Origin of the sequence: Microbacterium gubbeenense DSM 15944, assembly GCF_000422745.1 — a bacterium.
GTDB classification, from domain to species: Bacteria; Actinomycetota; Actinomycetes; order Actinomycetales; family Microbacteriaceae; genus Microbacterium; species Microbacterium gubbeenense.
This window is the reverse complement of sequence record NZ_AUGQ01000005.1, coordinates 173610-198923: the sequence shown is the minus strand read 5'-3', so window position 1 is coordinate 198923 and position 25314 is coordinate 173610. Positions and strand designations below refer to the sequence as shown.

The window sequence follows — 25314 nt, the reverse complement described above, 5'->3', positions numbered from 1 at the left end:
ACGCGCGGGAGGGGGCGCGAGTTCGCGCCCCCTCCCGGCATGCCGTATGCTTTCTAGAGCAGTTATTCACTGCATCCTTCGCCGTGCAACGGAGGCGGACGCGGTGTGAATACCACGGGCCGGCAGGCTCTAGGGCGGTAGCTCAATTGGCAGAGCAGCGGTCTCCAAAACCGCAGGTTGCAGGTTCGATTCCTGTCCGCCCTGCGCGTCAGCAATACGCTGACTCACGAAAGGTGACGAATGACCGAGGGTGGAGCGGGCGGCATGGCCGCCGCTGCGGGGGGCGCGAGCGCCGCCAAGAAGCCGAACTTCTTTGCGCGGATCGTGATCTTCTTCCGTGAGGTCATCGGAGAGCTCCGCAAGGTCGTCACTCCGACCCGCAAGGAGCTCGTCAAGTTTACGAGTGTCGTGCTCGGGTTCGTTGTGGTGATGATCGCGCTCATCCTCGGGCTCGATACGGTCTTCCAGATGGTGGTGGACGTCGTCTTCGGCGTCCCGAACTAAGACGAAAGAGGCAGAACCGTGTCCGAGAAACATCTCGACGACGCCGATTGGGCCCCCGCGGCCGAGCAATCGAGCGAAGAGGACGAGGCCCAGACCGGCAACGTCCTCGAAGGTAACGAACACGCCAGCGACGCCGCCGAGAACCGGGCGATGCACGTCGACGGCGAAGGCCTCGCAGACGGCGAAGAAATTTCTATCGCAGACCCGGAGGCAGACGCGATCGTGAACGACGCACTCAACATCGACGAGACCGCTGAGGCAGAGGCGGCCGCCGAGGTCCTGAACGACGACGCCGCCGAGAACGGCGAGGCCACGGCAGACGACGCTGCGGCTGAACCGGACGCGGCCGAAGAGGACGAAGACCCCTACGCCGAGTTCCGCGCCGAGTTGCGCACGCTCGAGGGCAAGTGGTACGTCATCCACTCGTACGCCGGCTTCGAGCGCAAGGTCAAGGCCAACATCGAGCAGCGCAAGTCGACGCTCGAGGTCGAGGAAGACATCTACCAGATCGAAGTTCCGATGGAAGATGTCGTCGAGATCAAGAACGGCCAGCGCAAGATGGTCACGCGCGTGCGCGTGCCGGGCTACGTGCTCGTGCGCATGGAGCTGAACGAAGACACATGGTCGGTCGTTCGCCACACGCCGGGCGTCACCGGATTCGTGGGCAACGCCCACAACCCCGCGCCGCTGCGCTTCGAAGAGGCGTTCAACATGCTCAAGCCGCTGGCCGAGCTGCGCGAGGCCGAGAAGGCTGCCGCGGGCGACCAGAAGGCGAAGGTCATCAACCAGAGCCGCACGATCGCCGCCGAGATCGACTTCGAGGTCAACGAGACGATCACGATCAAGGACGGTTCGTTCGCGGGTCTTCCCGGCACGATCAGCGAGATCAACCCGGCGAGCGGCAAGCTCACGGTGCTCGTCTCCCTGTTCGAGCGCGAGACGCCTGTCGAGCTGTCGTTCGACCAGGTCTCCAAGATGAACTGACCCCCTCGGGGTCTGTTCAGCGCCGCTTGGCGTATACTTCTTGAGTTTGCGCGTTTCGACGCGCCCATAGACACCACACCTCTTCGGGTGTGGGAGAGCACACGCACTCGGCGTGTGTTCGACGAAAGGAAACCCAATGGCACCGAAGAAGAAGGTCTCGGGGCTGATCAAGCTCCAGATCCAGGCCGGCCAGGCCAACCCCGCCCCGCCGATCGGCCCCGCGCTCGGTCAGCACGGCGTGAACATCATGGAGTTCTGCAAGGCGTACAACGCGGCGACCGAGCAGCAGCGCGGCAACGTCATCCCCGTGGAGATCACCGTCTACGAGGACCGCAGCTTCACGTTCATCCTGAAGACCCCGCCGGCCGCTGAGCTCATCAAGAAGGCAGCGGGCGTCAAGAGCGGTTCGGGCACGCCCCACACCGTCAAGGTCGGCAAGCTCACGAAGGCCCAGGTCGAGGAGATCGCCACGACCAAGAAGGCCGACCTGAACGCGAACGACCTCGAGGCTGCGTCGAAGATCATCGCCGGCACTGCCCGTTCCATGGGCATCACGGTTGAGGGCTGAGGGGATCGAAGATAATGGCTAAGTCCAAGGTTTACAACGCTGCCGCCGCAAAGGTGGAAGAGGGCAAGTTCTACACGCCCACCGAGGCCGTCACTCTCGCGAAGGAGCTCGGCTCGAAGAAGTTCAACTCGACCGTCGAGGTCGCGCTGAAGCTCGCGGTCGACCCGCGCAAGGCTGACCAGATGGTGCGCGGCACCGTCATGCTGCCGCACGGCACCGGTAAGACCGCCAAGGTCATCGTGTTCGCGACCGGCGACGCGGCTGAGGCCGCCATCGCCGCCGGTGCCGACGAGGTCGGCGGCGCCGAGCTCATCCAGCGCGTCGCTGACGGCTGGACCGACTTCGACTCGGCTGTTGCCGTTCCGGAGCTCATGGGCCAGGTCGGTCGCCTCGGTAAGGTGCTCGGTCCCCGTGGCCTCATGCCGAACCCGAAGACCGGAACCGTGACGCCGAACCCGGCGAAGGCGGTCGAGGAGATCAAGGGCGGCAAGATCGAGTTCCGCGTCGACAAGCACGCGAACCTCCACTTCATCGTCGGCAAGGCATCGTTCGACGCCGAGAAGCTCGACGCGAACATCGCCGCAGCTCTCGACGAGGTCGTGCGCCTCAAGCCGTCGAGCGCGAAGGGACGCTACATCCAGAAGGGTGTCGTGTCGACCACGTTCGGCCCGGGCATCCCGCTCGACGTGAGCGGCCTCGCGGTCTGATACCCGTCATACGAAGAACCCCCGGCGCATCGCACCGGGGGTTCTTCGCGTTTCACGAACCGGGCGCAAAGCGGTAGAGCACCTCGGGCCGGCCTCGTTTGCCGTACCGGTGCGAGCGCGCCACAGTGCCCTCTCCGACGAGATGGTCGAGATAGCGCCTCGCGCTCGCTCGCGACATGTCGCAGCGCTCGGCGATGTCGGACGCCGAGGCGGCAACGACGGGGTCGAGCGAGGCCCGAACGCGCTCGAGCGTCACAGCCGAGATGCCCTTCGGCGGGCTCGGATACGCCGCCTGAGGCGATACCCGCACGCGTCCCGTAGCGAGCAGGCGATCCACCTCGCTCTGTGCGAGCTGTTCATCGCGCTCCGACGGATCGGGCGCGATCCGCTCGTCCCGGTAGACAGCGAGTCGGTGGGCGAACACTTCCTGCGAGAAAGGCTTGATGAGGTAGCCCGCGACGCGACCCGCGAGAGCCTGGCGCACCGTGATCTGATCGCGGGAGGAGCTGATCACGATCACGTCGGGCGGCGATGTGCTCTGAGTGCGGATCCGGTGCAGCACCTCGATTCCGCTCACGTCGGGCAGGCGCAGATCGAGCAGGATGAGATCGATGTCCTCGCGACTGCCGACCGCGATCGCCGCGATCCCCGTACCGACGTTCGCTGCGACCGTGAAGCCGTCGAGCTCGGCGACGAAACGGGCGTGCAGGGCGCGTGCGTGCGGATCGTCGTCAACGATGAGCACGCGGAGCGCGGGGGTCATCGGCCGACCTTCATGTCGAACGCGAAGCGCGTGCCGCCCGACTCGGGGGAGGAGACCTCGACCGATCCGCCGCGGGCAGCGACCGCGCGTCGCACCATGTCGAGGCCGATTCCCCGACCGGTGCCGGAAGGATCGGCCTTGGTCGTGTACCCCCGCGCGAACAGCCGAGCCGCAGTCTCGGGTGCGATGCCCGGGCCATCGTCGTCGACGACCCCCACGAATCGACCGTCGGACTCTCGCAGAGTCAGACGCACGCGTGCGGCGCCTGCCTCACCCGCGTTGCGGCAGAGGTTCGCGACGACGAGCAGCACCTGATCATCGACGTCGCTCGCGACGTCGACATCCGATTCCAGCCGGGAATCGAGCGCGCTGAGCTCGGCGCCGAGCGCCTCGATCGTTGCGCGCAGCAGAGGCTGGCCCGTGAACTCCGAATCCTGAGGCGCGGCGTGCACGGTGGTCGTCTGGTCGATGTATGCGAGTGCCTCCGCGCTGTCCCCATGCGCGACGAGTCCACGGATCACATGGAGGCGCGTGTCGAACTCGTGCGATTGCTCGCGCAGCGCACGCGACATCCGCGCCGTGCTCTCGAGATCGCGCGTCGCCTCGTCGTGCTGGCGCAGCCGGCGCCGGATCGAGGTCGTCAGCACCGTGCTCGCGACCATACCGGCGATGAGTGCACCGCCGGTCCACGGCAACAGCTGACGCACGACGTCCTCGAAGTCCTGCGACATCCGCGAGGAGAGGATGCCGGTCGAGATCGCACCGATGACGACGCCGTTCGAGTCGATGACCGGCGCCTTCGCACGAAGCGTGCGTCCGATCGTGCCGTCGTCCATCTCCAGAACGTGTTCGCCCGCGAGCACGTCGGAGCTGTCGGTCGACACGACCAGCCCGCGCTCGGCGGCGGTCGGATGGGTCAGGCGCACTCCGTCCAGGTCCATGACCACGACGTAGTCGACACCGGCCGCGCGCTCGACGAGACTCGCGAGCGGCTGCAGCGCGGCCGCGGCAGGGGAGTCGTCAGGGGCCACGAGCGCCGCGTGCACCTGCTGGAGGTCCGCGAGGCCCGACGCGACGTCTGAGACGCGCTCCGCGGTCGCGTCGCGGATGCTGTCGCGCTGCACGGAGACGGCGATCGCCGCGGTACCGCCGACGCAGAGGAGAACGATCAGCGTCGGAAGGAGCAAGAGCGTCACTCGCGCGCTGCGCGTTCGTCGCCACCAGGCCATCGCCCGTCCCTCCCTATGGATCTGATCCGTGTGCATCAATGAGCACAAACCCGCATGCGCTCGAACGCGCGCGCCGCTTGATGCATGTTATCTACGACAGTGCCGTCAGCACGAAGGAGTGAAGCTATGCCGAAGAACGCGCGCGCCCGGAGAGGCGCAAGGCGGTCGATCTGGCGCATGATCGGCGGGTCGGTCGCGATCGTCGCGATCGGAATCGCGTCGTACGGGTCGATCGCGTCGGCTGCAGCGGGCCAGAACATCAGTGCGTCGCTGACGCTCATCGCGCCGGCGGCGGCCGGCGGCGGGTGGGACACCGTCGCGCGCGAGCTGCAACAGGCGCAGAAGGCGAACGGACTCGTCAACAACGTGCAGGTCGTGAACATGCCCGGCGCCGGGGGCACGATCGCGCTCAGCAACGTCACGGCCCTCGAGGGGCGGGCGAACAACCTGCTCGTCGGCGGAACGGGCCTGCTCGCAGCCACCGTGCAGTACGGATCCGACAAGACGCTCGACGACGTTACGAACCTCGCTGTGCTCTTCGAAGAGTATGACGTCATCGTCGTTCCGGCCGACTCACCGTACGAGACGCTCGACGATCTCGTCGAGGCGTGGCGAGCGGACCCCGCGGGGCTGCCGTGGACGGGCGGCGGATCCTTCGATCAGCTCGTCGTCACGGACCTCGCCCTGTCAGCTGGGATCGATCCCGTCGACACGACGTACATCTCGTCGGACGGCGGTGGTGAGGCGATCCAAGCGCTGCTGAATGGAACCGCGGCCGCGGCGACTGGCGGATATCCCGACAACATCGACCAGATCGAGTCGGGTCGACTCCGCGCGCTCGCGCTCGTCGCGGAGGAGCCGGTCGAGGGAATCGACATCCCGACCGCGCGAGAGCAGGGCTACGACGTCACCCTGTCGAACTGGCGCAGCCTGTCGGCGCCGAAAGGGCTCGAGGACGCTGAGATCGCCGAGCTCGAAGAGCTGATCGCCGCCTCGACCGAGACCGACGAATGGCGCGACGCCGTCGACCGCTATCACTGGACCGTGAATGTGCGCACAGGCGACGAACTCGACGAGTTCCTCGCCTCCGAGCGTGAGCGCATCGAGCGGCTGTACGAGGAGATGGGCCTATGAGCTTCCGGGACAATGCCACCGCGCTGTCGGCGACGATGGGTCGGCGGGTAGACCTCGCGCGGCGCGCGCTCGTGCGCGACCTGGTGATGCCGGCGTTGCTCCTGCTGTTCGCGGGCTATCTGACGTACGGCATCGTGACGATGGATATCCCTCCCGGCACGACCTTTCCCGGGCCGGGGTTCTTCCCCGCCATCATCGCGGTGGGCCTCGCTCTGTTCGCCGCGCTGCTCATCGTGCGCGCGCTGCGTGCCGAGCGGGGCGGATCCGGTGAAGCACAGACCGACAAGAGTCAGGAGGAGGACGCTACGGCACGGCGGTCGGGCGTCGACTGGCGCTCGCTCGCCTGGGTGGTGGCGGGATTTGCCGCATTCATCGTCCTGCTGCCGCTGCTCGGCTGGATCATCGCCGCGGGACTGCTGTTCTGGGCGATCGCACGCGGTTTCGGCGAGCGCCGGCATCTCATGAGCCTCGTCGTGGGGCTCACGACCAGTTCGTTGGCATACATCGCTTTCGACATGCTGCTCGGCATGTCGCTGCCCTCGGGCATTCTCGGATGGGGGTTCTGAACCGTGGAAACTCTGCAACTGCTCGGCGAGGGGTTCGCCGGCGCACTCAGCCTTCAGAACCTGATGTGGGTGCTCATCGGCTGTGTGCTGGGCACGGCGGTGGGCGTCATGCCGGGGCTCGGATCATCGATGGCGGTCGCGCTGCTGTTGCCCGTGACCTTCGCACTCGATCCGACGGCCGCGTTCATCATGTTCTCCGGTGTCTACTTCGGCGGCCTGTTCGGCGACTCCACCATGGGCATCCTGATGAACACGCCGGGCCAGGCGTCCGCCATCGCCTCGACGTTCGAGGGGCACAAGATGGCGCTCGACGGCAGAGCCGCGAAGGCTCTCGCGACCGCCGCGATCGGGGCCTTCATCGGCGGCATGGTCGCCTCGGTCGGTGTTGTGTTCCTCGCGCCCGTGCTCGCGGACTTCTCGACGCAGTTCGGGCCGGCAGAATTCTTCGCGCTCGCAGTGTTCGCGTTCGCGGCGACGTCGACGGTCGTGACGGATGACACGGTCAAGGGCCTCGCCTCGTTGTTCGTCGGGCTCGGCATCGCCGTCGTCGGCATTGACAGCGTCTCGGGCGCGCAGCGCTTCACGGCCGGATCCCCGTTCCTGTTCGACGGGATCTCACTGGTGACCGTGACGGTCGCGATCCTTGCGCTCGGTGAGGTGATCTACGTCGCCTGCCTCGAGCGGCACGTGAAAGGTGGTGCGATCGTGCGTCCGAAGGGCCGGCCGTGGCTGTCGAAGCGCGAGTTCCGCGAGGCGGCGCCCGCGTGGGCCCGGGGCACAGCGATCGGACTGCCCTTCGGCGTCGTGCCGGCCGGCGGATCCGAGATCCCCACGTTCCTCGCGTACGGCCTGGAGAAGCGCCTCGACAAGCGCCGCAAGGACCCGCAGTTCGGCAAGGGCGCGATCCGAGGCCTCGCCGCGCCGGAGGCTGCCGGCAACTCGACCACGGGCATGGCCATGGGGGCGCTGCTCTCTCTCGGACTGCCCATTTCGGCGACCGCGGCGATCATGCTCGCGGCGTTCCAGCAGTATGGGCTGCAGCCCGGGCCGCTGCTGTTCGACCGGGCGCCCGACCTGGTGTGGTCGTTGCTGGCGAGCTTCTTCATCGCCATGGTGGTGCTGCTGATCCTGAACCTGCCGTTCGCGATGCTGTGGGCGAAGCTCCTGCTGATCCCGAGACCATATCTGTACGCCGGAATCACGGTGTTCTGTGCAATGGGCATCTACGCGTCGTCGGGGTCGGTGTTCGATCTCGCGGTGCTGCTGGTCGTCGGCATCGTCGGATTCCTGATGCGAGCCCTCGACTTCCCGCTCGCGCCCCTCATCATCGGCATGGTGCTGGGCCCGCTGGCCGAGACGAGTCTGCGAGATGCGGCCATGAGCGCGAACGGAGACTTCGCGGTGCTCGTTCAGAGCCCGATCGCGATCGGTCTCTACGGCGTACTTGTTGTCGTGCTCGGGCTGTCGATCGTGAACAGGATCCTCGAGAAGCGTCGCGTCGCGAGCTGACGCGCGCCCCAGGAAGGCCGGCACCCGAGCGGGCGTCGGCCTTCCTGTCCGTTACTGCCCGGGAAGTCGTTGCAGAAAACTGGGAAGTAGCTGATGATGTAGTGAGGTGCCGGTATGGCGGTGTCCTCTACCGCTTCGTCCATCGCGCACCCCCTCGAGTGAAAGAGATGACGTCTCATGGCGAAAACAGCTGATCGGCGTAAGGTCCTAGCGGTACTGGCGGGAGGGCTCGTCCTCGGTGTCGGCGCGGCGGTGACGCTCGCCAACTGGAACGATTCCGAGTTCGCCGGGGGCGACTTCGGTGCGGGCACGTTCGTGTTCCAGGGATCCGTCGACGGTACGACCTGGACGGACCACGCGGCAGCCGGTGACGCGGCAGAGCTCACCTTCGAGACGGGGGCCGACAATCTCGCGCCCGGCGACGTCGTGTACGAGGCGTACGCGCTGAGCATCGAGGGGTCCAGCTCCGACGCGACGCTCGAATCGATCGCACCGGTGGACGCCGCGGGCACGCTCGTTGCCGACGGCCAGCTGACGATCGCATCGGTCGCCACCGGTTCGTTCGGTTGCGATGCGGCCGCCTTTGCCGGCGGCACGGCTATGCCGACGACGATCACCTCTGACGCCCCCGTCGTCAACCTCTGCCTGCAGGTCACGGCGACCGACTCGCTCGTGCAGGGCGCGACCGGAAGCGTGCTCTGGCAGTGGAACGCGGAGTCGGTCGAGTAGCGCGAACGGCCGATCGGATCCGGTGACGCTACCGACGACGCGACGCGAACTCCGCGATCGCGCGGCATCCGACGACGTTCCGGCGGCGGCCCTCGCCGCGCCGGGGCGACGTCGCGCGCGCGTCGGAGGTGTCGTCGGTGAGGTGCTGCTGTGGCTCGCAGCCGCAGCGGGACTGATCTGCATCGTGCTCGTGATCCTCGCGTACACGGCGAACATCACGCTGATCATGTTCCGCACGGGATCGATGGAACCGACGATTCCCGCCGGTTCGGTCGCGGTGGTGCAGCAGGTCGATGCGGCTGCGGTGTCCGTGGGGGATGTCGTCACCGTGGATCGCGCGGGGGAGCTTCCCATCACGCACCGGGTCACGTCGGTCGCGGCGGGCGCGTCGGCGGACGAGCGCGTGATCACGATGCGCGGCGATGCGAATGACGTCGAGGATCCGGCGCCCTACGACGTGAAGACGGTGCGCACCGTGCTGTTCTCGGTGCCGGGTTTGGCTCAGGTGATCGTGGCGATGAGCAACCCGTTGGTGCTCGGCGGCATCACCATCGCCGCGACGGTGCTGGTTGTCTGGGCGTTCTGGCCGCGGGAGACGAAGCAGGAAGACGCATCATGAGGCGACGGATCGGCGGTGGCGTTGTGGTCGGCGTGCTCGGCGTTGTCCTGTGCGCCGCGCCCGCGTCTGCGGCCTCGGAGACCGAAGTCGTCCAGGGCGAGTACGTGCGCCTCGTCTCCGTCGCCGATTGGGATCGCGCAGCGGCGATGGCGCCCGGCGAGAGCATGAGATGGGACCTCGAGATCAGCGCCGACGCCCCCGAGCCCGGCACGCTGACCATCGCGATGAGCGCGGCCGGCGAGACGCCGCTCGTCGTCGATGCGGCGCTGTGCTTCGAGGAATGGCAGGGCGAGACCTGCCCCGGCGGCGCGGAAGACCTGCGTGCGGCGTGGGAGATCTCGCGCGACGGAGAACTGGTCACCCTCGAGGAGTTCGACGCGGCCGACGTCGCGAACCTGCGCCTGCAGGTCGGCGTCCTCGGCGGATCCGCGGGGGACACCACCCAAATGCGCGTCTACGCGATCGGTGCGGGGGAGCGCGTCGGAACCGGCCCGGGTCTCTCCCCGACGGGCGGCTGGTCGGCCTCACCCTGGCTCCTCGGCGGCGGGGCCATGCTGCTGGTCGGCACCGCATCGCTGATCCTGGTGCGCTCCGCGCGGCAGAACGGGGGCGCATCATGACCCGCGCGCGCCGAACACGAATCCTGCGGCGCACGCTCGCCGGCCTCGCGGGTTTCGCGATGCTCGCGGGCGTTGCTCTCGCGCCGTCCGCGGAGAACACCGAAGCGGGCTGGACCGACGCGGAGGTGGGGGCGACGCAGTTCGCGGCGGCGACTATGCCTACGCCGATTCCTTGGGGTGCTGCGCCCCAATGCGACGCGCGGAACAGACTACTCGTCGGCGGTCGGATCACGATACGTTGGCGGCTCCCTGAAGGGACGGCTGGATACACTGCCGACAATATTGAATTCGGCCAGGAGATCGATGGTGTACTTGATCCGATCCTCAGCGGTCTGCTGGGTTCTCACAGCACGACTGGTACTCCGAGTGGGTACACGACTGTCGTGTCTGGCGGGTTGCTGAGCAACCTCCTCGGTGGCTCCTCCAGATTTGCACTTCGTCTGACTGGTCCGGGAGATTGGGTCTCTCCGTGGCTCGTCGCTGACGTCACGATTCCACCCTTGGTCGGAAATGGAACGTGCAGCTTAAGCAGTACAGCGAACGGCTGACGCCCTCAGCTCTCGTCGTTCAACGCATGCAGCAGCGCCGCGAGCCGCTCGATGTCGTCGAGATCCCAGTCGGCGAGCTTGTCGCGCAGCGTGCGCTCGCTCGGGTCGTCGCGGATCTCATCGAACTTCGCCCGTCCCTCCGGCGTCACCTCGAGCAGCTGCGCGCGGCGGTCGGCGGGATCCGGGGTGCGCATGACGAGACCGAGGCCCTCGAGCGAGGAGACGGCGCGACTGAGATGACCCTTGTCGAGCACCATCTGCTCCGCCACCGCGGTCGCTGTAATGGGGCCCGACTGCGAGATCGTCACGAACACTTTGTAGGTGCCCGGCAACAGCCCGGGCGAGAGCCGATCGGCCCGCCGCACGATGAGCCGCCGGAAGCGGCCCACCATGTTGACGAATTCGCCCTCGACAGATCGGATCGCCTCGAGGCGATCGTCGGGGGAGTCAGCGTGCGTCGTCGTCATCTTCAGTCTCCGAGCGTACCGGCAGTCTGACCGCGCCGGTTGAGGCGAGCGCCACATCCCAGGCCTCGCTGTACCCCGGGTGCTCGCGCTCGGCCTCGTCCCACGCCTCGTCGGAAGGCTCCGCCGGTGCGGCGCTGACGACGGCGGACGACGCTTCCTTCTCCTGCGCGGCCTTCAGCTGTTCCTGGGTGTTCTTGCGGTTGAGCGACGTGTTCGGCAGGAAACAGATGGCGATCAGGCTGAGCAGCGCGAGCGGCACGCCTACAAGGAACGCGTGCGAGATCGACGTCGCCGACACCTGTTCGATGATCGTGGCGATCGCCTCGGGCATGCCGCGCGTCGGCGGCAGCCCGCCGCTCGTGAGCGTTTGGCCGATGTCCTGTGCGGCGGCGGGGTCGGTGGTTGCGATCTGAGCGATCGCGGCCTCGATATCACCCTTGCGATCGTCGAACAGGTTCGTCATGCTCGCGGCCAGCACGGATCCCATCACGGCGACGCCGACCGTACCGCCGACCGAGCGGAAGAAGTTCACACCGCTCGACGCGACGCCGATCTCGCGAGGGTTGGTCGAGTTCTGCACCACGAGCACGAGGTTCTGCATCGTCATGCCCGTGCCGGCTCCGAGCACGAACATGAACACGCCTGCCAACACGAGCGACGTGTCGTACTGCAGGGTCGACAGCAGCGAGGTGCCGATGACCATGAGCACGCCGCCGGTGACGACGTAGCGCTTCCACTTGCCGGTGCGCGAGACGAGCTGTCCGATGACGACGGACGCGCCCATCATTCCGAGCGCCATCGGGATCGTCATGAGGCCGGCCTCGGTGGGACCGAATCCGCGGGACACCTGCATGTACTGCGCGAGGTAAACGGCCGTTCCGAACATCGACACGCCGATCGAGATCGACGCGAGCACAGCGAGCGTGAACGTCTTGTTGCGGAACAGGGTCATCGGAATGAGCGGCTCGGCGACCTTCATCTCGACGATGATGAAACCGACGGTCGCGACGACCGCGATGCCGACCATGTACAGCGTCTCCCAGCTGGCCCAGCCGTACGTCTGCACGTTCGAGATCCACACGAGCAGGAAGCCTGCGGCCACCGACAGCAGCACGATGCCGAAGTAGTCGATCCGTACCTTCTCGGGCTTGGCCTGGTGGATCTTGAGCGTCTTGGTGAGCACGATGAACGCCGCGATGCCGAGCGGAACGCCGACGTAGAAGTTCCAGTGCCAACTGATGGTGTCGGTGAGGAAGCCGCCGAGCAGAGGGCCACCGACGGTTCCGATCGACATGACGCCCGCGAACAGGCCCATGTACTTGCCGCGCTCACGCGGGCTCAGGATGTCCGCCATCAGCACCTGGCTGAGCGCTTGGAGCCCGCCGCCGCCGATGCCCTGCAGGGCGCGGAAGAAGATCAGCATCTCGGCCGACTGCGACAGCCCGGCTCCGGCCGACGCCAGCACGAAGAGCACGAGCGCCGTGAGCATCAGAACCTTGCGGTTCACGAGATCAGCGAGCTTGCCCCAGATCGGGGTGGAGATCGCGGTCGTGAGCAAGGTCATCGTGATGACCCAGGTGTACTGCGTCTGCGTGCCGCCGAGATCGTCGACGATGATCGGCATCGACGAGCCGACGACCGTCATCGACAGCATCGAGCAGAACATGGCCAAGAGGAGGCCGGAGAGCGCTTCGAGCTTCTGGCGGGTGGCCTTCTTTTCGCTGGGCGAGGTCAAGCTATTCCTTTCGAGGAAGGATCAGAGAAAGTTGCGTACAGTCAACTATATCGTTGTGGTTGACCTCCGACAACCAATCGTGCTGTGTCTTTGCTGGGATCCATGAGGGGGTCGACTATCGTCGGATCTGATGATGTCTCCGGAGCTCCAGTCACGCGTCGTGGCCGATTCGCGCGATCGCGTGGAGTGGCTCCGGGCGCGGTCGCAGGGCATTACGGCGACCGACGTGGCGCATCTGTCGACGCCCGCGTCGATCCTTCGGGCGGCGAAGCAGAAACTGCGCCCGAGCGGATTCTCGGGCAATGCCTATACCGATCACGGGCGCCGACGCGAGCCGGAGATCGCTGCGTGGGTGGAGGCGGAGCACGGGATCCTGCCCTCGAGCGCGCTGTTCCGTGCGGAGATCGAGAGGCGCCATCTCGCGACGCCCGACGGGGTGGTCGAGGACGCGAGTGGACACGTGATCCTGAGCGAGATCAAAACGACGAACAAGCCGTGGCGCACGATTCCGCGTCAGTACCTGCGCCAGGTCTGGTGGCAGCAACACGTGCTCGGCGCCGAGCGCACGCTGTTCGCGTGGGAGGAGCACCGCGACTTCAGCCCGATTCACGACGAGCCGAAGTGCGTGTGGATCGACCGCGACGACAAGGAGATCGCGAACCTCGTCGGCATGGCCACGTCTCTGATCGACGAGCTGTACCGCATGACCACGGGTGGATCCATCAACCAGGACGGCATGAGCCCGCGCGAGCAGGCGATGCTGCGCGCGGCGACGCAGGATGCGTATCGCGCGCTTGCGCTGATCGACTGACGGCGGATCCCCAGTGACGCGAGTTGGCGCGAGCGCCGCGCGTGTCGTAAGCTAGTCGGAGCCGAAGACCGCCGGTCGTTGGAAACCCTGGTTTCCGATCGAAGCACTGCTTGAGCAGGGGCCCGCGCAGGTGTACTGAGAGTTTCTGAGCTCCGTGCGCCTCGCGCCGGAGCTTTTTTCATGTGTGCAGGTGGGCGCGGCCGGTTCCTCACCACCGTGAAGAACCTCGTACGTATCAAGGAGTGGCCATGGCGCTGAAGGAAGCATCGGTCGCCGAGCTCGCGAATAAGTTCGAGAGTTCGACCGCCGTTCTGCTCACCGAATACCGCGGCCTGACGGTCGAGGAGCTCAAGGAGCTCCGCGACAGCATTCGTCAGGATGCGGAATACGCCGTGGTGAAGAACACGCTGACCAAGATCGCTGCCGGTAAGGCAGGGGTCGAGGGGCTCGACGAGAACCTTCAGGGTCCGTCGGCACTTGCTTTCGTTCACGGTGACCCTGTCGCCGTCGCGAAGGGTCTGCGCACCTTTGCCAAGGCACACCCTCTTCTCGTGATCAAGGGCGGGTACTTCGATGGTGCCCCGCTCTCGGCTGAGGAAGTCAACAAGCTTGCAGACCTGGAGAGCCGTGAGGTTCTGCTGTCGAAGGTCGCGGGCATGATGAAGGCTTCGATGTCGAAGGCTGCTGCCGTCTTCCAGGCGCTGCCGGCCAAGACGGTTCGCACCGTCGAGGCGCTGCGCGAGAAGCAGGAGAACGCGGGCTGATAGCCGGCGTTCGCATAAACCACCTACCTACCTCACAAACACAGGAGAAATATCATGGCGAAGCTCAGCACTGAAGAGCTGCTCAGCGCGTTCGAGGAGCTCACGCTCATCGAGCTCAGCGAGTTCGTGAAGGCGTTCGAGGAGAAGTTCGACGTCACCGCTGCTGCCCCCGTTGCCGCTGTTGCCGCTGGCGCGCCCGCCGCTGCCGCGGAAGAGGCCGAGGAGCAGACCGAGTTCGACGTCATCCTCGAGGGTGCCGGCGACAAGAAGATCCAGGTCATCAAGGCTGTCCGCGAGCTCACCTCGCTCGGTCTCGGCGACGCGAAGGGCCTCGTTGACGGCGCCCCGAAGGCTGTCCTCGAGGGCGTTGCCAAGGACGCTGCCGAGGCTGCCAAGGCGAAGCTCGAAGAGGCCGGCGCCTCGGTTACCGTCAAGTAACCAGCTGCTTGCTTTCGAAGCCCCGCGGATCCGTTCGGATCCGCGGGGCTTCGTGCATTCCGGGGGCCTGAAGATGCCTGCAACTGCTCTAAAAGTTGGATATTGGAGCAGTTGGGGGAAGGTTGAGTGGGCCGGTTCCTGAACCTGCCTGTAACTGCTCTATATGCCGCAACTTGGAGCAGTTGGGGGAAGGTTGAGGGGGTCGGTTCCTGAACCTGCCTCCAACTGCTCTAAAGACCGCAACTCGGAGCGGTTGCAGGCATGTTGAGGAGTGCTCACCGCCCGGGGATGGACCACAGCGGCTAGTTGAGCTTGGCGCCCGGCATCGGTGTCGGCGAGGGGATCGTATCGGGGCCGCGCGTAGCCATCGGGGTGGGCTGTTGCCCGGCTGGCGGATCCTCGGGCGTGCCGCCGGGCGTCGCCGGTTCGTCAGTCGCCTCTGGCTCTTCAAGCTCTTCAGGCGCTGGGTCTGGGGCGTACTTGGTTCCGGCGTCTGCGTGCCCGGGCTCGGGGCAGGTTCCTGTGGCGTGCTCGGATCCGGTGTCGGGCTCGGAGCGGGCTCTGGTGTCGGCGTCGGCGTCGCGCTCGGTTCGGGCTCCGGTGTGGCCGTCGGGGTCGGGTCCGGAGTGGACGTGGGTGAGGGAATGGACGTGGGTGTGGGGGTCGGGCTCACGACCGGCTCTGTGATGATGACCGGTTCGTCACAGTGAATCGCCCCGGGTTTAGTGGAGGGCGAGTTCTCCCAGCGCCGGCTGACGCTGGGAGTTGATCTCACGGTAGTACTCGTTCTCCTTCTCGATGGGTGTGAGATAGTCGATCGATGAGTGCAGCCGGTTCTCGTTGAACCAGTGCACCCAGGAGAGCGTGGCGAGTTCGAGCTCATCGGCGGTCCGGAACGGGCCGTCGATCTTCACGCACTCGGTCTTGTAGAGACCCACGACGGTCTCGGCGAGGGCGTTATCGTAACTGTCGCCGACGGTCCCGATCGAGGCGATCGCCCCGACGTCCGCGAGCCGTTCGGAGTAGCGCAAAGCGGTGTATTGAGCTCCGGCGTCCGAATGCTGAATGACGCCGGTGACGTCTTCGCCGGCCCGGTCCCGAACCCAGAGCGCCATCTCCAGCGCGTCCAACGGCAGGTCGGTGGGCATCCGGTCCATGGTCCGCCACCCGACGATTCGTCGCGAGAACACGTCGGTCACGAACGCGGTGAACGCCATCCCCGACCACGTCGGAACATAGGTGAAGTCGACCACCCAGAGCTCGTTCGGCCTGTCCGCGTGGAAGCAGCGTTGCACGTGATCCGGTGGACGGAAAGCAGCACCGTCACCTTTCGTGGTGATGAACTGCTTTCCGCGGCGGATCCCACGCAGCCCCTGCTGCCGCATGAGTCGCTCGACCGTGCATCGGGCCACGACGATGCCCTCACGTTTGAGCAGCCGCCAGACCTTCCGGGCGCCGCTGATCCCGCGGCCCAGCTTGCGGTCCCAGAACACCCGCTCGATCTGGACCACCAGCTCCGCATCCGCGATCGCTCTGGCAGACGGGGGACGCTTCTTGAACGCGTAGTAACCGGACGGGGCGATCGGCACGGCATGCTCGGTGAGCACCCGGCAGATCGGCTCGACCCCGAACCGGTCACGATGATCGTCGATGAACTGAACTACCACGGCAGTCGCGGGTCGAGCTCCCGCGCGAAGAACGAGGACGCCGCCAACAAAATCTCGTTGGCACGCTTCAACTCGCGCACCTCGGCCTCGAGCGCTTTGATGCGCTGCGTCTCGTTCGTCGTGGTCCCGGGGCGTTCACCAGCGTCGATCGCGGCCTGCTTGCACCAGCCACGCAACGTATCGGCGTTCACGCCCACACGCTGCCCGATCCGGATCACCGCCGCGTTCAACGACAACTCCGGATCTTCCTTCCTGGCCTCGGCAACAAGCCGCATCGCACGCTCACGAAGCTCCGGCGGATACTTCCTCGGTGCTGGCATAGTCATCATCCTCTCGGGGAATCAGACCCTCCACGAGACCCGGGGCGATTCACAGATCCCAGGTGCGCTCTCCACGTCGTCTGTGACAGCCGTCACGAAATAGAAGTACTTGCCAGGCTCGGTGGGAATGTCAGCCGTGAACTCTTCAACGTCGCGTTCGCCGGCTTCTTCGGCCTCATCGAACGTTTCATCGGTGCCGATGTACACCTTGTAGGACTCGGCATCGTCGACCTCGGTCCACGTCACGTGGACTTCATCGTCCGCGAGCGTGGCCTCGACTGACTCAGGTGCTGCAGGCGGCGCCGGACTCGGCTTCTCCGGGGCTGGCTTCTGCGGCTGCGCTGGGGCCGTGCTCGCCGTCGGGCTCGGAGTTTTGAGCGGCGCAGGAGTTTCGACGGGGCGCGGCGTCTCTGACGGTGTCGCCGTCGGCTCCGGAGTGGGCGTCACCGTTGGCTCCGGCTCGGGCGCTGGGGCGGGCGCGACGGTCGGCGCCGGTGTAGGTGTTGCCGTGGGCTCAGGCGTCGGTGTGGGTGTCGGCTCAGGCGTGGCCGTGGGCTCCGGCTCCGGCGTCGTGAGTGGCGTCGGCGTCTCGAGGGGCACCGGCGCGGGCTGCGGAAGCGGTGCGGCCGTCGGCTCAGGTTCAGGGGTCGGCTCGGGAGCAGGCTCCGGCTCGGGGGTGGTCGACGGCGTCGGGGCAGTCGACGGGGCCGGGGGAGTCGTCGGTTCAGCCGCCTCCAGCGCCGCGAGGAGGGCGTCGAGCACGCCCAGACCCGACAACGCGGAGCTGGCGGGGGGAGTGGCCGATCCTGGATACTGCACGGAGATGGCCACGTCGGCGCGCACCTGATCCGGCGTCAGCGCGATCGTGATCGTCGCGGCGCCACTGGGGTCGATGGTCGTGGCGCCCAGCTCGGGGCCCGCAATGGATCGCACGCTCGCCGTCGAACGGTGCATGCCGATGCCGCCCGCGCCGACAGGCGTCGTCGTCCCCGGTGCGTGCACGCCGATCGAGCGGCCCGGCTCACCCTGGAGACTGATCGCGATCGTTCGTGCGCGCGCGTTGACGACGCTCGCGCCGACAATATCGAGCGCCGCGCTCTCTGGATCCTGGTCGTCTGATCTCGTGTCGGTCACCGGAGCCTCGGGGGCCTCGGTCGCGGCGAGGTCGTCCGATGCTTCGATGGATGCGGAGCCAGGTGCGCCTGACCCGAATTCGCTGCTGGCCGTCGGCGTCGACAAGTGGGTGGCTGTGGCGCCGGCGATCACGAGGGCAGCGACGACGGCCGCCGCGACGCCCGCCGTGACGAGGCCGCCGACGGTCCAGGCAGCGGATCTGCGGCCCGTGTGCGCTGCGGAGCCCCCGGCGAGCACGGCGCCGCCGAGCACCGCACCGCCTTCGACGACTGCCGCGGGCATCGGAATGAGCGCAATCTGCCCGACCTCTCGGCGATCGAGCGCCAAGAGATACGCGCTCGCGGCCGGGATGCCGATCGCGAGCGGCAACAGGATCATCGCGAGGCGGCCGCCGATGCTGTCCGCTTCGGCGGCGACGACGCTGCACCGCGCGCAGTCGTCGATGTGCGCCGCGAGCTTCTTGCGGTCGCGGGATCCGATGTGGCCGCGGCGACGCGCGCTGAGGTGCTCGATCGCCCACCGGTGCTCGGATCCGGCCTCAGCCGTCGCGAGCTGCGCCTGGAGCCACGCCCCGCGCACGCCCTCGCGGGCGCGCGAGACGAGCTGAGCGACGGCGGTCGCCTTCATCCCGAGCAGCGGGGCGATCTCGCGGGTCGTCAACTGTTCGATCTCGCTGTACCAGAGCGCTTCCTGCCATCGCGTCGGAAGGCTGCGGAAGGCCGTGTGGGTGATGCCGCGATCAAGAGAGGCCTCAGCGGCTTCATTCACGCTGTCCGCGTCGTCGTCGAGTTCGTCTCGCGCTTGGTTGTCACGTGAGCGTCCCCAGGCCGCCGCGGTGCTACGGATCGTCGTGAACAGATACGCGCGAAAGGAGCTCGTCGGACCGCCGCCCCGACGGATGGTCTGGAAGATTTTGGCGTATGCCTCTTGCACGAGATCATCGGCGTCGATGTCGGTCGTGATGCTTGTCGCGGCAACGATGCCGGCGCCGTAGTGGCGTGCCCATAGTGCGCGAAATGCTGCTGTATCGCCCGAGCGAGAACGCAGGACGAGATCGACGTCCGACACGTCTGCGACGTCGCCGACGCCGCTTTCGTGTGGGTGGGGCATGGCACTCCTTCGGCTTTCAGGCCACACACGATTCTGCACCTCACGCGGTGATCGCGCCAACCTTTGTGGATAAGTCGCAGAGGATCTTTAGCTTGATCAGCCAATTCTCGGATTGCGTCCCCGCAGAGGCGAAGGCAGGCATCAACACTGGCTCCGCGCTCCAGTGAATCTGGAGGAACACGCGGCACACGTCGCTCGCGTCGAGTGAATACAACACCGGAGGTTGCTGAATCGTGACCTATGCACGTACCCTGGCAAGGCTATGTCTGCGCTGGAGATGTACTGAATCTTCGGCACGACAGGCAGTCCACTACGAACTCGCGACAACGTCGCCACGATTGCATGGGGGAGATCCTTGCATTCACGATTCAAAAAGAGCGCCACGCTGAGCGCGTTCGGCGCCGCTGCGGCGCTGGCCGCGAGCGGCCTGATGGTCGCACCGGCCGCCGCGGATGACGCGCCGGCCCCGACCGTCACGGTCGACCAGCTGGCCCCGCAGGCCTTCGCCATTCCTGGCGTTGTCGGCGTGACCACCAACGGCACCGACATCTTCATCAAGGTCGACGACAGCGCTGACGGGTCGGGCGGCATGCAGGCCAACGCCAAGAGTGCCGATGTCACCTCGCAGGCCAACGCTCTTGCCGCGCAGTTCGCTGGCGTCAAGGTTGTCGAGGGCACCATCATGCAGGCCACCTCGTCCAACGAGGTCGTCGGCGGCGCGGGCATCGCGATGGGCTACGACGAGAACAGCGCTCAGGGCGTCTGCTCGGTGGGCTTCAACGCCTGGTCGCCCGAGGGCAAGCCGGCCGTGCTCACCGCCGGTCACTGCGTGGGCGACTTCACCAACGTGCTCACGACGGCACCCTCGGGTGACGATGCGTCGGGCGGCACGCAGCCGAGCCTGATGGCGAGCCTCGGCACATTCGGGTTCAGCCAGTTCGGCATGCCCGGCACCCAGCCGATCGACCCGGCGAACCCGCCGTCGAACGTTGATATTGCGACCGACATCGCGGTCATCGATAACATCAACCCCGACCTCACGCTGCTTCCGACCGTGACGAAGTGGGGCGCCGAGGCGGCCGCGAACGACGACCTCGCCGCCGATTCGGTTCCGGTAACGAGCGTCGCCGAGGCGCAGATCGGTGAGCACCTGTTCCGCTCGGGCCGCACCAGCGGCGCGTACGCGGGCACCGTCCAGGAGCGCGGCGTGCAGCTCATCGGCGACGATGAGGGCAACGCGTACCCGGTGTACGGCTTCCAGGTCATCGCGGATGACACGAGCCTTGACTTCTCGCAGGGTGGCGACTCGGGTGGTTCCGTGATCACCGATTCGGGCGCGGCCGTGGGCACGGTCAGCGGTAGCCCCGGCCCGGGTCAGCCCGGCGACGAGACCGCATGGTTCGCCGATCTCCCCCACGCTCTTGACGTGATTCGCGAGAACGCCGGCGACTACCAGGTCATGCTCGACATCGCCGAGCCGGCCATCACCTCGGCTACGGCCGAGCGCGGCGGCGTCTTCGAGGGCACCGCGCCCGCGAACGCCGACGTGGCGATCTCGGGCGACATCGAGGCAACGGTTCCGGCTGACGAGAACGGAAACTTCTCGTTCCCGGCTCCGGATGAGGTCGGCTCGTTCGACATCACGCTGCAGGCCACGCAGGGCTTCAACATCTCCGACAAGGTCAACGAGACGGTCAAGACCTCGCAGATCCAGGTCGACGCTCCCGCGATCACCAGCCCGAGCAACGAGTCCTCCTCGACGAGCGCCGTGACCGAGATCACGGGTACCGGCATGCCGGGCGCCACGGTCGAGCTCCAGGGCGACGCCGAGGGCACCGCGAAGGTGAACGAGAACGGCAACTGGTCGATCGCGACCGAGCTCGGCTTCGGTGCATACACGGTCGGGGCGACGCAGTCGGTCTCGGGCGTCACGTCCGAGGCGCGCTGGGTCTCGTTCCAGGTCGTTCCGGGCGCTCCGACGCTCGTGACGCCGCAGGACGGCGCAACCCTCGATGAGGGTCAGCTCACCGCAGTCGTCGGCGAGTCGCCGATCGCCGGCGCCGACGTCAAGGTCGTCGTCGAGGGTGCGGATGGCGTCGTTGCACGCGGTTCGGCCACGGTCGATGGCGGATCCTGGATGGCTGAGCTGTCCGACGCGCTCGTTCCGGGTGCGTACACGGTGAAGGCCACGCAGTCGATCGACGGCGTCTCGAGCAGCTCGGTCTCGGCCAGCTTCGAGGTCGTCGCAGCGGCTGGCGGCGGCGGCGGTGAGGAGCCGACTGAGGCTCCGACGGCTGCTCCGTCCGAGACGCCTGGCCCCGGTGGCCTCGCACCGACCGGTGCTGACACCGCGTCGGTCGTCGCACCGTTCGCCGGTGGCGCCGCGGTCATCCTCCTCGCCGGCATCACGCTTCTCGTGATCCGTCGCGTGAAGAGCGCCTGACTCTCCTAAGAGTCGAACCCGCTGGGGCGGGGTGAGCTGAGAAGCTCGCCCCGCCCCAGCGGCGTTTCTCCGCCCGGTGCTCTCGCCAAGGCGCGCACGGTATGATCGGTGGCGTCGCGACTGGCGCACGAGGTGGGTCACCACCGGGAAGCGACACACTGAACGGTATTCGGTCGCGCGCCTGGGCCGAAGCGATCATCCGACAACCGCCACGTCCGTTCTGGAGCACGCATGACCGATTCGCTGTTCAACGCCCCCCTCGCCGAGGTCGACCCCGAGATCGCGGAGGTTCTGCAGCGGGAGCTCGACCGCCAGCGCGGTTTCCTCGAGATGATCGCATCGGAGAACTTCGTTCCCGTGTCGGTTCTGCAGTCGCAGGGATCCGTTCTGACGAACAAGTACGCCGAGGGCTACCCCGGGCGCCGCTACTACGGCGGCTGCGAGGAGGTCGACGTCGCGGAGAACCTCGCGATCGAGCGCGCCAAGGCGCTGTTCGGATCCGCGTTCGCGAACGTTCAGCCGCACTCGGGCGCATCGGCGAACGCCGCCGTGCTGCACGCGCTGGCGCGCCAGGGCGACACCGTGCTCGGCCTGTCGCTCGACCACGGCGGTCACCTCACCCACGGCATGAAGATCAACTTCTCGGGCCGCCTCTACGACATCGTGGCGTACGGCGTCGACGCCGAGACCTCGCTCGTCGACATGGACGAGGTGCGCCGACTGGCGCACGAGCACAAGCCCAAGGTCATCATCGCGGGCTGGTCCGCGTACCCCCGCCAGCTCGACTTCGCGGAGTTCCGCAAGATCGCCGATGAGGTCGGCGCGTACCTGTGGGTCGACATGGCGCATTTCGCGGGCCTCGTGGCCGCTGGTGTGCACCCGAACCCTGTGCCGCACGCGCACGTCGTCTCGTCGACGGTGCACAAGACGATCGGCGGTCCGCGTTCGGGGTTCATCCTCTCGAACGACGCCGACATCGCGAAGAAGATCAATTCCGCGGTGTTCCCTGGCCAACAGGGCGGTCCGCTCATGCACGTGATCGCCGCGAAGGCGACCGCGTTCAAGCTCGCCGCGACCGACGCCTTCGCCGACCGCCAGCGTCGCACGGTCCGCGGAGCCCAGCTCCTCGCCGAGCGCCTCACCCAGGCCGATGTCGCGGGCGCTGGCATCACGCTGCGCTCGGGCGGCACTGACGTGCACCTCGTGCTCGTCGACCTGCGCGACGCCGCGATCAACGGCAAGGAGGCCGAGGACCTCCTGCACGAGATCCGCATCACGGTGAACCGCAACTCGGTGCCGAATGACCCGCGCCCGCCGATGGTCACGTCTGGTCTTCGCATCGGCACGCCCGCGCTCGCGACGCGCGGCTTCGGTGACGAGGAGTTCACCGAGGTCGCCGACATCATCGCGAGCGTGCTGCTGCCGAACCCTGACATCGCCGCGCTCAACGCACGCGTCGCGGCGCTGGCCGAGAAGTTCCCGCTGTACCCCGGGCTCGAGGGCGCAGGCCAGGGCTACACCGCATGACCGCGCAGATCCTCGATGGAAAGGCCGCTTCGGCCACCATCAAGGCCGAGCTGACCGAGCGCGTCGCCACGCTCAAGGAGCAGGGCGTGACGCCGGGCATCGCCACGGTGCTCGTGGGGGCGGATCCGGCGTCGCAGCTGTACGTCGGCATGAAGCATCGGCAGTCCGAGGCGGTGGGCATGAACTCGATCCAGCGCGAGCTGCCCGCCGACGCGACTCAGGTCGAGGTCGAGCAGCTGATCGATGAGCTCAATGCGGATCCGACCTGTCACGGGTACATCGTGCAGTTGCCGTTGCCGAAGCACATCGACACGGATGCGGTGCTCGAGCGCATCGATCCGGCGAAGGACGCTGACGGCCTGCACCCGACCAACCTCGGCCGACTCGTGCTCAACGTCAACTCGCCGATCCACACGCCGCTGCCGTGCACGCCGCGCGGCGTGATCGAGCTGCTCGTGCGCAACGGCTACGACCTGAACGGCAAGCACGTCGTCGTCGTCGGCCGCGGCGTGACGATCGGCCGATCGATCGGGCTGCTCCTGACGCGCCGCGAGATCAACGCGACCGTGACGCAGGTGCACACGGGCACGGTCGACATGGGGCAGTACCTTCGCCAGGCCGACGTGATCGTTGCATCGGCGGGCGTGAAGCACCTCATCAAGGCGGAAGACGTCAAGCCGGGCGCTGCGATCCTGGACGTCGGGGTCACGCGCGAGACCGACCCCGAGACGGGCAAGAACAAGGTCTACGGAGACGTGGATCCCGCGGCCGTCGAGGTTGCGGGCTACGTCTCTCCGAACCCCGGCGGCGTCGGCCCGATGACGGTCGCCCTGCTCATGACGAACGTCGTCGAGGCTGCGGAGCGCTCGCTCGCGAGCGCCTGACGGTCGTTCTCACGCCCCATAACGACTGCGGGGCACCCGGGAACGGCAGTCAGCCGTTGTGGCGCTCGAGGAAGCCGTACACGTCGCTCTCCGCGACGCCAGGAAAGCGGCCGCGGGGGAGCGGGCTGAAGATGTGCGTGTGCACGCGCGCACTCGGCCAGGCGTCGTTCACCCAGCGACTCGTCACCTCGGGATCGGGGCGGCGGCAGCAGTTCTCGTCGGGGCACGTCGAGTTCTCACGCTCGGAGGTCTCCCGACCGCGCCAGTATCGGGCGTCGTCGAACGGCACTCCGACCGTGATCGAGAAGTCGCCGCGGTCGGCGGATCCGGTCTGCGTCGCGCTCCAGTAGGTGCCGACGGGCGTGTCGGTGTACTGGTAATACTCGGTCGTGCGGTTCTTCCGGTCGAACGCCCGGCGGGCCGAGAAGCGTCGGCACAGGATCTGCCCCTCGACGGCACCCGTGACGTCCTCGGGCACGGGCAGGCCGTCGTTGACGTACACGCGCTCGATCTGGCCCTCCGCTCCGACGCGCATGAAGTGCATGCGCATGCCGAGGTGCTCGGTCAGGAGGTTCGTCATCCGCATGCCCGCGGCCTCGTGCGTCACGCCGAATGCATCGCGGAAGTCCTCGACCGCGAGGTTGCGGTCCTTCTTCGCCTGCTGCAGGAACTCGACGCCCGCGGTCTCGGGAATCAGGCAGCACGCCGCGTAGTAGTTGATCTCGAGTCGCTGCTGCAGAAAGTCGGCATACGACGTCGGCGGGGTGTGCCCGAGCAGTCGGTGCGCCATCGCCTGCAGCGCCATTGAGCGCAGTCCGTGCCCGCCCGGGATCGATGCCGGCGGCAGGTAGATGCGTCCGTTCGCGAGATCCGTGATCGACCGCGTGGAGTTCGGGAGATCGTCGGCGTAGATGAGCTCGAAACCCAGCCGCTCGGCCATGAGGCTCACGGTGCGGTGCGTCAGTGCGCCGCGCGTGTGCCCCGAGGCGCGCAGCTGGTCCTCCGCGAGCTTCTCGATATCGGGCAGGTAATTGTTGCGATCGCGCATGCGGATCCGCAGCTCAGTGTTGGCGCGGCGCGCCTCTTCGGGCGTCGCGTTCGCCTCGCGGTCGCGGCGCTGCAGCTCGTGGTGCATGCCGAGCACCGTCTCGAGGGCCTCATCGCTGAGGCCCTTGGTCACCTTCAGCGGCGGGATGCCGAGCTGCATGAACGAATAGCTCTGCTGCGCGCGCTCGAGCTCGATCTCGAGGGCCGCACGCCGGTTCGGCGGCTCCGAGGAGATGAGGTCGTTCACGGTCGTGCCGGTGCTGGCGGCGATGGCCTGCAAGAGCGTCAGCTTCGGCTCGCGCTTGCCGTTCTCGATCAGGCTCAGCTGGCTGCCTGCGACGCCGACGGTCGCCCCGAGTTCGTCGAGCGTGAACCCCTGCTCAATGCGGTGATGGCGAATCCGGTGGCCCAGCGTTTTCAGCTCGATCTTCGGATCCGTGACGGCGGACGTGTTCGCGGAGGTCATTCCTTCATCATATCTAAAGAA

At 67.0% G+C, this 25314-nt stretch carries 24 protein-coding genes, 1 tRNA gene, 1 riboswitch and 1 other annotated feature; of the genes, 18 read left to right on the top strand and 7 right to left on the bottom strand.

Annotation, left to right across the window (positions count from 1 at the left end):
* Nucleotides 1-131 precede the first annotated feature (131 nt).
* The 5 genes from G510_RS0104700 to rplA all read left to right on the top strand — a co-directional run bounded on the left by G510_RS0104700 (nucleotide 132) and on the right by rplA (nucleotide 2763).
* Nucleotides 132-204: transfer RNA gene (locus G510_RS0104700), tRNA-Trp, on the top strand.
* Nucleotides 205-240: 36 nt separating this feature from the next.
* A complete protein-coding gene (gene secE / locus G510_RS0104695; RefSeq protein ID WP_029152687.1) occupies nucleotides 241-504 on the top strand; it encodes a preprotein translocase subunit SecE in 264 nt (87 codons plus the stop codon).
* An 18-nt stretch (nucleotides 505-522) separates the two neighbouring features.
* A complete protein-coding gene (gene nusG, locus G510_RS0104690; RefSeq protein ID WP_029152686.1) occupies nucleotides 523-1488 on the top strand; it encodes a transcription termination/antitermination protein NusG in 966 nt (321 codons plus the stop codon).
* Nucleotides 1489-1624: 136 nt separating this feature from the next.
* Nucleotides 1625-2056: a 50S ribosomal protein L11 gene (gene rplK / locus G510_RS0104685; protein WP_029152685.1), complete on the top strand. Its 432-nt coding sequence runs from the start codon at nucleotides 1625-1627 to the stop codon at nucleotides 2054-2056.
* Between the two features lie 11 nt (nucleotides 2057-2067).
* On the top strand, nucleotides 2068-2763 hold the full coding sequence (gene rplA, locus G510_RS0104680; RefSeq protein WP_211219155.1) for a 50S ribosomal protein L1: 696 nt from the start codon (nucleotides 2068-2070) through the stop codon (nucleotides 2761-2763).
* Between the two features lie 52 nt (nucleotides 2764-2815).
* Here rplA and G510_RS0104675 read toward each other — a convergent pair whose 3' ends face one another.
* Nucleotides 2816-3526, bottom strand: a complete 711-nt coding sequence (locus G510_RS0104675) for a response regulator (RefSeq protein WP_029152683.1) — start codon at nucleotides 3524-3526, stop codon at nucleotides 2816-2818.
* Nucleotides 3523-4722, bottom strand: coding sequence for a sensor histidine kinase (locus tag G510_RS0104670; protein ID WP_036321939.1), 1200 nt, complete (start codon nucleotides 4720-4722; stop codon nucleotides 3523-3525). The genes G510_RS0104675 and G510_RS0104670 overlap by 4 nt, the downstream gene beginning before the upstream one ends.
* Nucleotides 4723-4881: 159 nt before the next feature.
* On the opposite strand from G510_RS0104670, the gene G510_RS0104665 reads away from it, so the two are divergent.
* The 6 genes from G510_RS0104665 to G510_RS0104640 all read left to right on the top strand — a co-directional run bounded on the left by G510_RS0104665 (nucleotide 4882) and on the right by G510_RS0104640 (nucleotide 9932).
* Nucleotides 4882-5889, top strand: a complete 1008-nt coding sequence (locus tag G510_RS0104665) for a tripartite tricarboxylate transporter substrate binding protein (RefSeq protein ID WP_029152681.1) — start codon at nucleotides 4882-4884, stop codon at nucleotides 5887-5889.
* Nucleotides 5886-6455, top strand: a complete 570-nt coding sequence (locus tag G510_RS0104660) for a tripartite tricarboxylate transporter TctB family protein (RefSeq protein WP_029152680.1) — start codon at nucleotides 5886-5888, stop codon at nucleotides 6453-6455. Before G510_RS0104665 ends, G510_RS0104660 begins: the two co-directional genes overlap by 4 nt.
* A 3-nt stretch (nucleotides 6456-6458) precedes the next feature.
* Nucleotides 6459-7964: a tripartite tricarboxylate transporter permease gene (locus G510_RS0104655; protein WP_029152679.1), complete on the top strand. Its 1506-nt coding sequence runs from the start codon at nucleotides 6459-6461 to the stop codon at nucleotides 7962-7964.
* A 177-nt stretch (nucleotides 7965-8141) separates the two neighbouring features.
* Nucleotides 8142-8693 (top strand): SipW-dependent-type signal peptide-containing protein, encoded by a 552-nt coding sequence (locus G510_RS0104650; protein ID WP_029152678.1) that lies wholly within the window; start codon nucleotides 8142-8144, stop codon nucleotides 8691-8693.
* Between the two features lie 22 nt (nucleotides 8694-8715).
* A complete protein-coding gene (locus tag G510_RS0104645) occupies nucleotides 8716-9312 on the top strand; it encodes a signal peptidase I (RefSeq protein ID WP_029152677.1) in 597 nt (198 codons plus the stop codon).
* Complete coding sequence (locus G510_RS0104640; protein ID WP_157560405.1) at nucleotides 9309-9932, top strand: hypothetical protein; 624 nt, start codon at nucleotides 9309-9311, stop codon at nucleotides 9930-9932. Before G510_RS0104645 ends, G510_RS0104640 begins: the two co-directional genes overlap by 4 nt.
* Nucleotides 9933-10485: 553 nt before the next feature.
* On the opposite strand, the gene G510_RS0104635 is transcribed toward G510_RS0104640, so the two are convergent.
* Nucleotides 10486-10947, bottom strand: a complete 462-nt coding sequence (locus G510_RS0104635; protein WP_029152675.1) for a MarR family winged helix-turn-helix transcriptional regulator — start codon at nucleotides 10945-10947, stop codon at nucleotides 10486-10488.
* Entirely contained in the window at nucleotides 10928-12682 is a 1755-nt protein-coding gene (locus G510_RS15380) for an MDR family MFS transporter (protein ID WP_036321935.1), read from the bottom strand. The genes G510_RS0104635 and G510_RS15380 overlap by 20 nt, the downstream gene beginning before the upstream one ends.
* A gap of 133 nt (nucleotides 12683-12815) precedes the next feature.
* On the opposite strand from G510_RS15380, the gene G510_RS0104625 reads away from it, so the two are divergent.
* From G510_RS0104625 to G510_RS18190, 4 genes are all read left to right on the top strand, one after another.
* A complete protein-coding gene (locus tag G510_RS0104625; protein WP_029152674.1) occupies nucleotides 12816-13493 on the top strand; it encodes a YqaJ viral recombinase family protein in 678 nt (225 codons plus the stop codon).
* Between the two features lie 248 nt (nucleotides 13494-13741).
* Nucleotides 13742-14257 carry a 50S ribosomal protein L10 gene (rplJ, locus tag G510_RS0104620; RefSeq protein ID WP_029152673.1) on the top strand — a complete coding sequence of 172 codons (516 nt, stop codon included), beginning with the start codon at nucleotides 13742-13744 and terminating at the stop codon, nucleotides 14255-14257.
* A gap of 54 nt (nucleotides 14258-14311) precedes the next feature.
* Nucleotides 14312-14695 carry a 50S ribosomal protein L7/L12 gene (rplL, locus tag G510_RS0104615; RefSeq protein WP_029152672.1) on the top strand — a complete coding sequence of 128 codons (384 nt, stop codon included), beginning with the start codon at nucleotides 14312-14314 and terminating at the stop codon, nucleotides 14693-14695.
* Between the two features lie 380 nt (nucleotides 14696-15075).
* A complete protein-coding gene (locus G510_RS18190) occupies nucleotides 15076-15405 on the top strand; it encodes a hypothetical protein (protein WP_157560404.1) in 330 nt (109 codons plus the stop codon).
* Between the two features lie 12 nt (nucleotides 15406-15417).
* Here the strand turns inward: G510_RS18190 and G510_RS0104605 are convergent.
* Together G510_RS0104605 and G510_RS18990 are read right to left on the bottom strand one after the other, a co-directional pair.
* A protein-coding gene (locus tag G510_RS0104605) for an IS3 family transposase (protein ID WP_425411286.1) occupies nucleotides 15418-16682 on the bottom strand; the annotation gives its coding sequence in 2 pieces (ribosomal slippage) (nucleotides 15418-16391 and nucleotides 16391-16682; 1266 coding nt in all).
* Nucleotides 16270-16398: a sequence feature (AL1L pseudoknot), on the bottom strand. It overlaps the preceding gene by 129 nt.
* Before the next feature lie 21 nt (nucleotides 16683-16703).
* Nucleotides 16704-18926 (bottom strand): sigma-70 family RNA polymerase sigma factor, encoded by a 2223-nt coding sequence (locus G510_RS18990; RefSeq protein WP_051216342.1) that lies wholly within the window; start codon nucleotides 18924-18926, stop codon nucleotides 16704-16706.
* Nucleotides 18927-19281: 355 nt separating this feature from the next.
* On the opposite strand from G510_RS18990, the gene G510_RS0104580 reads away from it, so the two are divergent.
* The 3 genes from G510_RS0104580 to G510_RS0104570 all read left to right on the top strand — a co-directional run bounded on the left by G510_RS0104580 (nucleotide 19282) and on the right by G510_RS0104570 (nucleotide 23780).
* On the top strand, nucleotides 19282-21369 hold the full coding sequence (locus tag G510_RS0104580) for a S1 family peptidase (RefSeq protein WP_029152668.1): 2088 nt from the start codon (nucleotides 19282-19284) through the stop codon (nucleotides 21367-21369).
* A gap of 106 nt (nucleotides 21370-21475) precedes the next feature.
* Nucleotides 21476-21563: riboswitch (ZMP/ZTP riboswitch) on the top strand.
* A 37-nt stretch (nucleotides 21564-21600) separates the two neighbouring features.
* Nucleotides 21601-22896, top strand: coding sequence for a serine hydroxymethyltransferase (gene glyA / locus G510_RS0104575; protein ID WP_029152667.1), 1296 nt, complete (start codon nucleotides 21601-21603; stop codon nucleotides 22894-22896).
* Nucleotides 22893-23780 (top strand): bifunctional methylenetetrahydrofolate dehydrogenase/methenyltetrahydrofolate cyclohydrolase, encoded by an 888-nt coding sequence (locus G510_RS0104570; RefSeq protein WP_029152666.1) that lies wholly within the window; start codon nucleotides 22893-22895, stop codon nucleotides 23778-23780. The genes glyA and G510_RS0104570 overlap by 4 nt, the downstream gene beginning before the upstream one ends.
* A 49-nt stretch (nucleotides 23781-23829) precedes the next feature.
* Here G510_RS0104570 and G510_RS0104565 read toward each other — a convergent pair whose 3' ends face one another.
* Entirely contained in the window at nucleotides 23830-25293 is a 1464-nt protein-coding gene (locus G510_RS0104565) for a helix-turn-helix domain-containing protein (RefSeq protein ID WP_051216341.1), read from the bottom strand.
* Nucleotides 25294-25314: the final 21 nt, after the last annotated feature.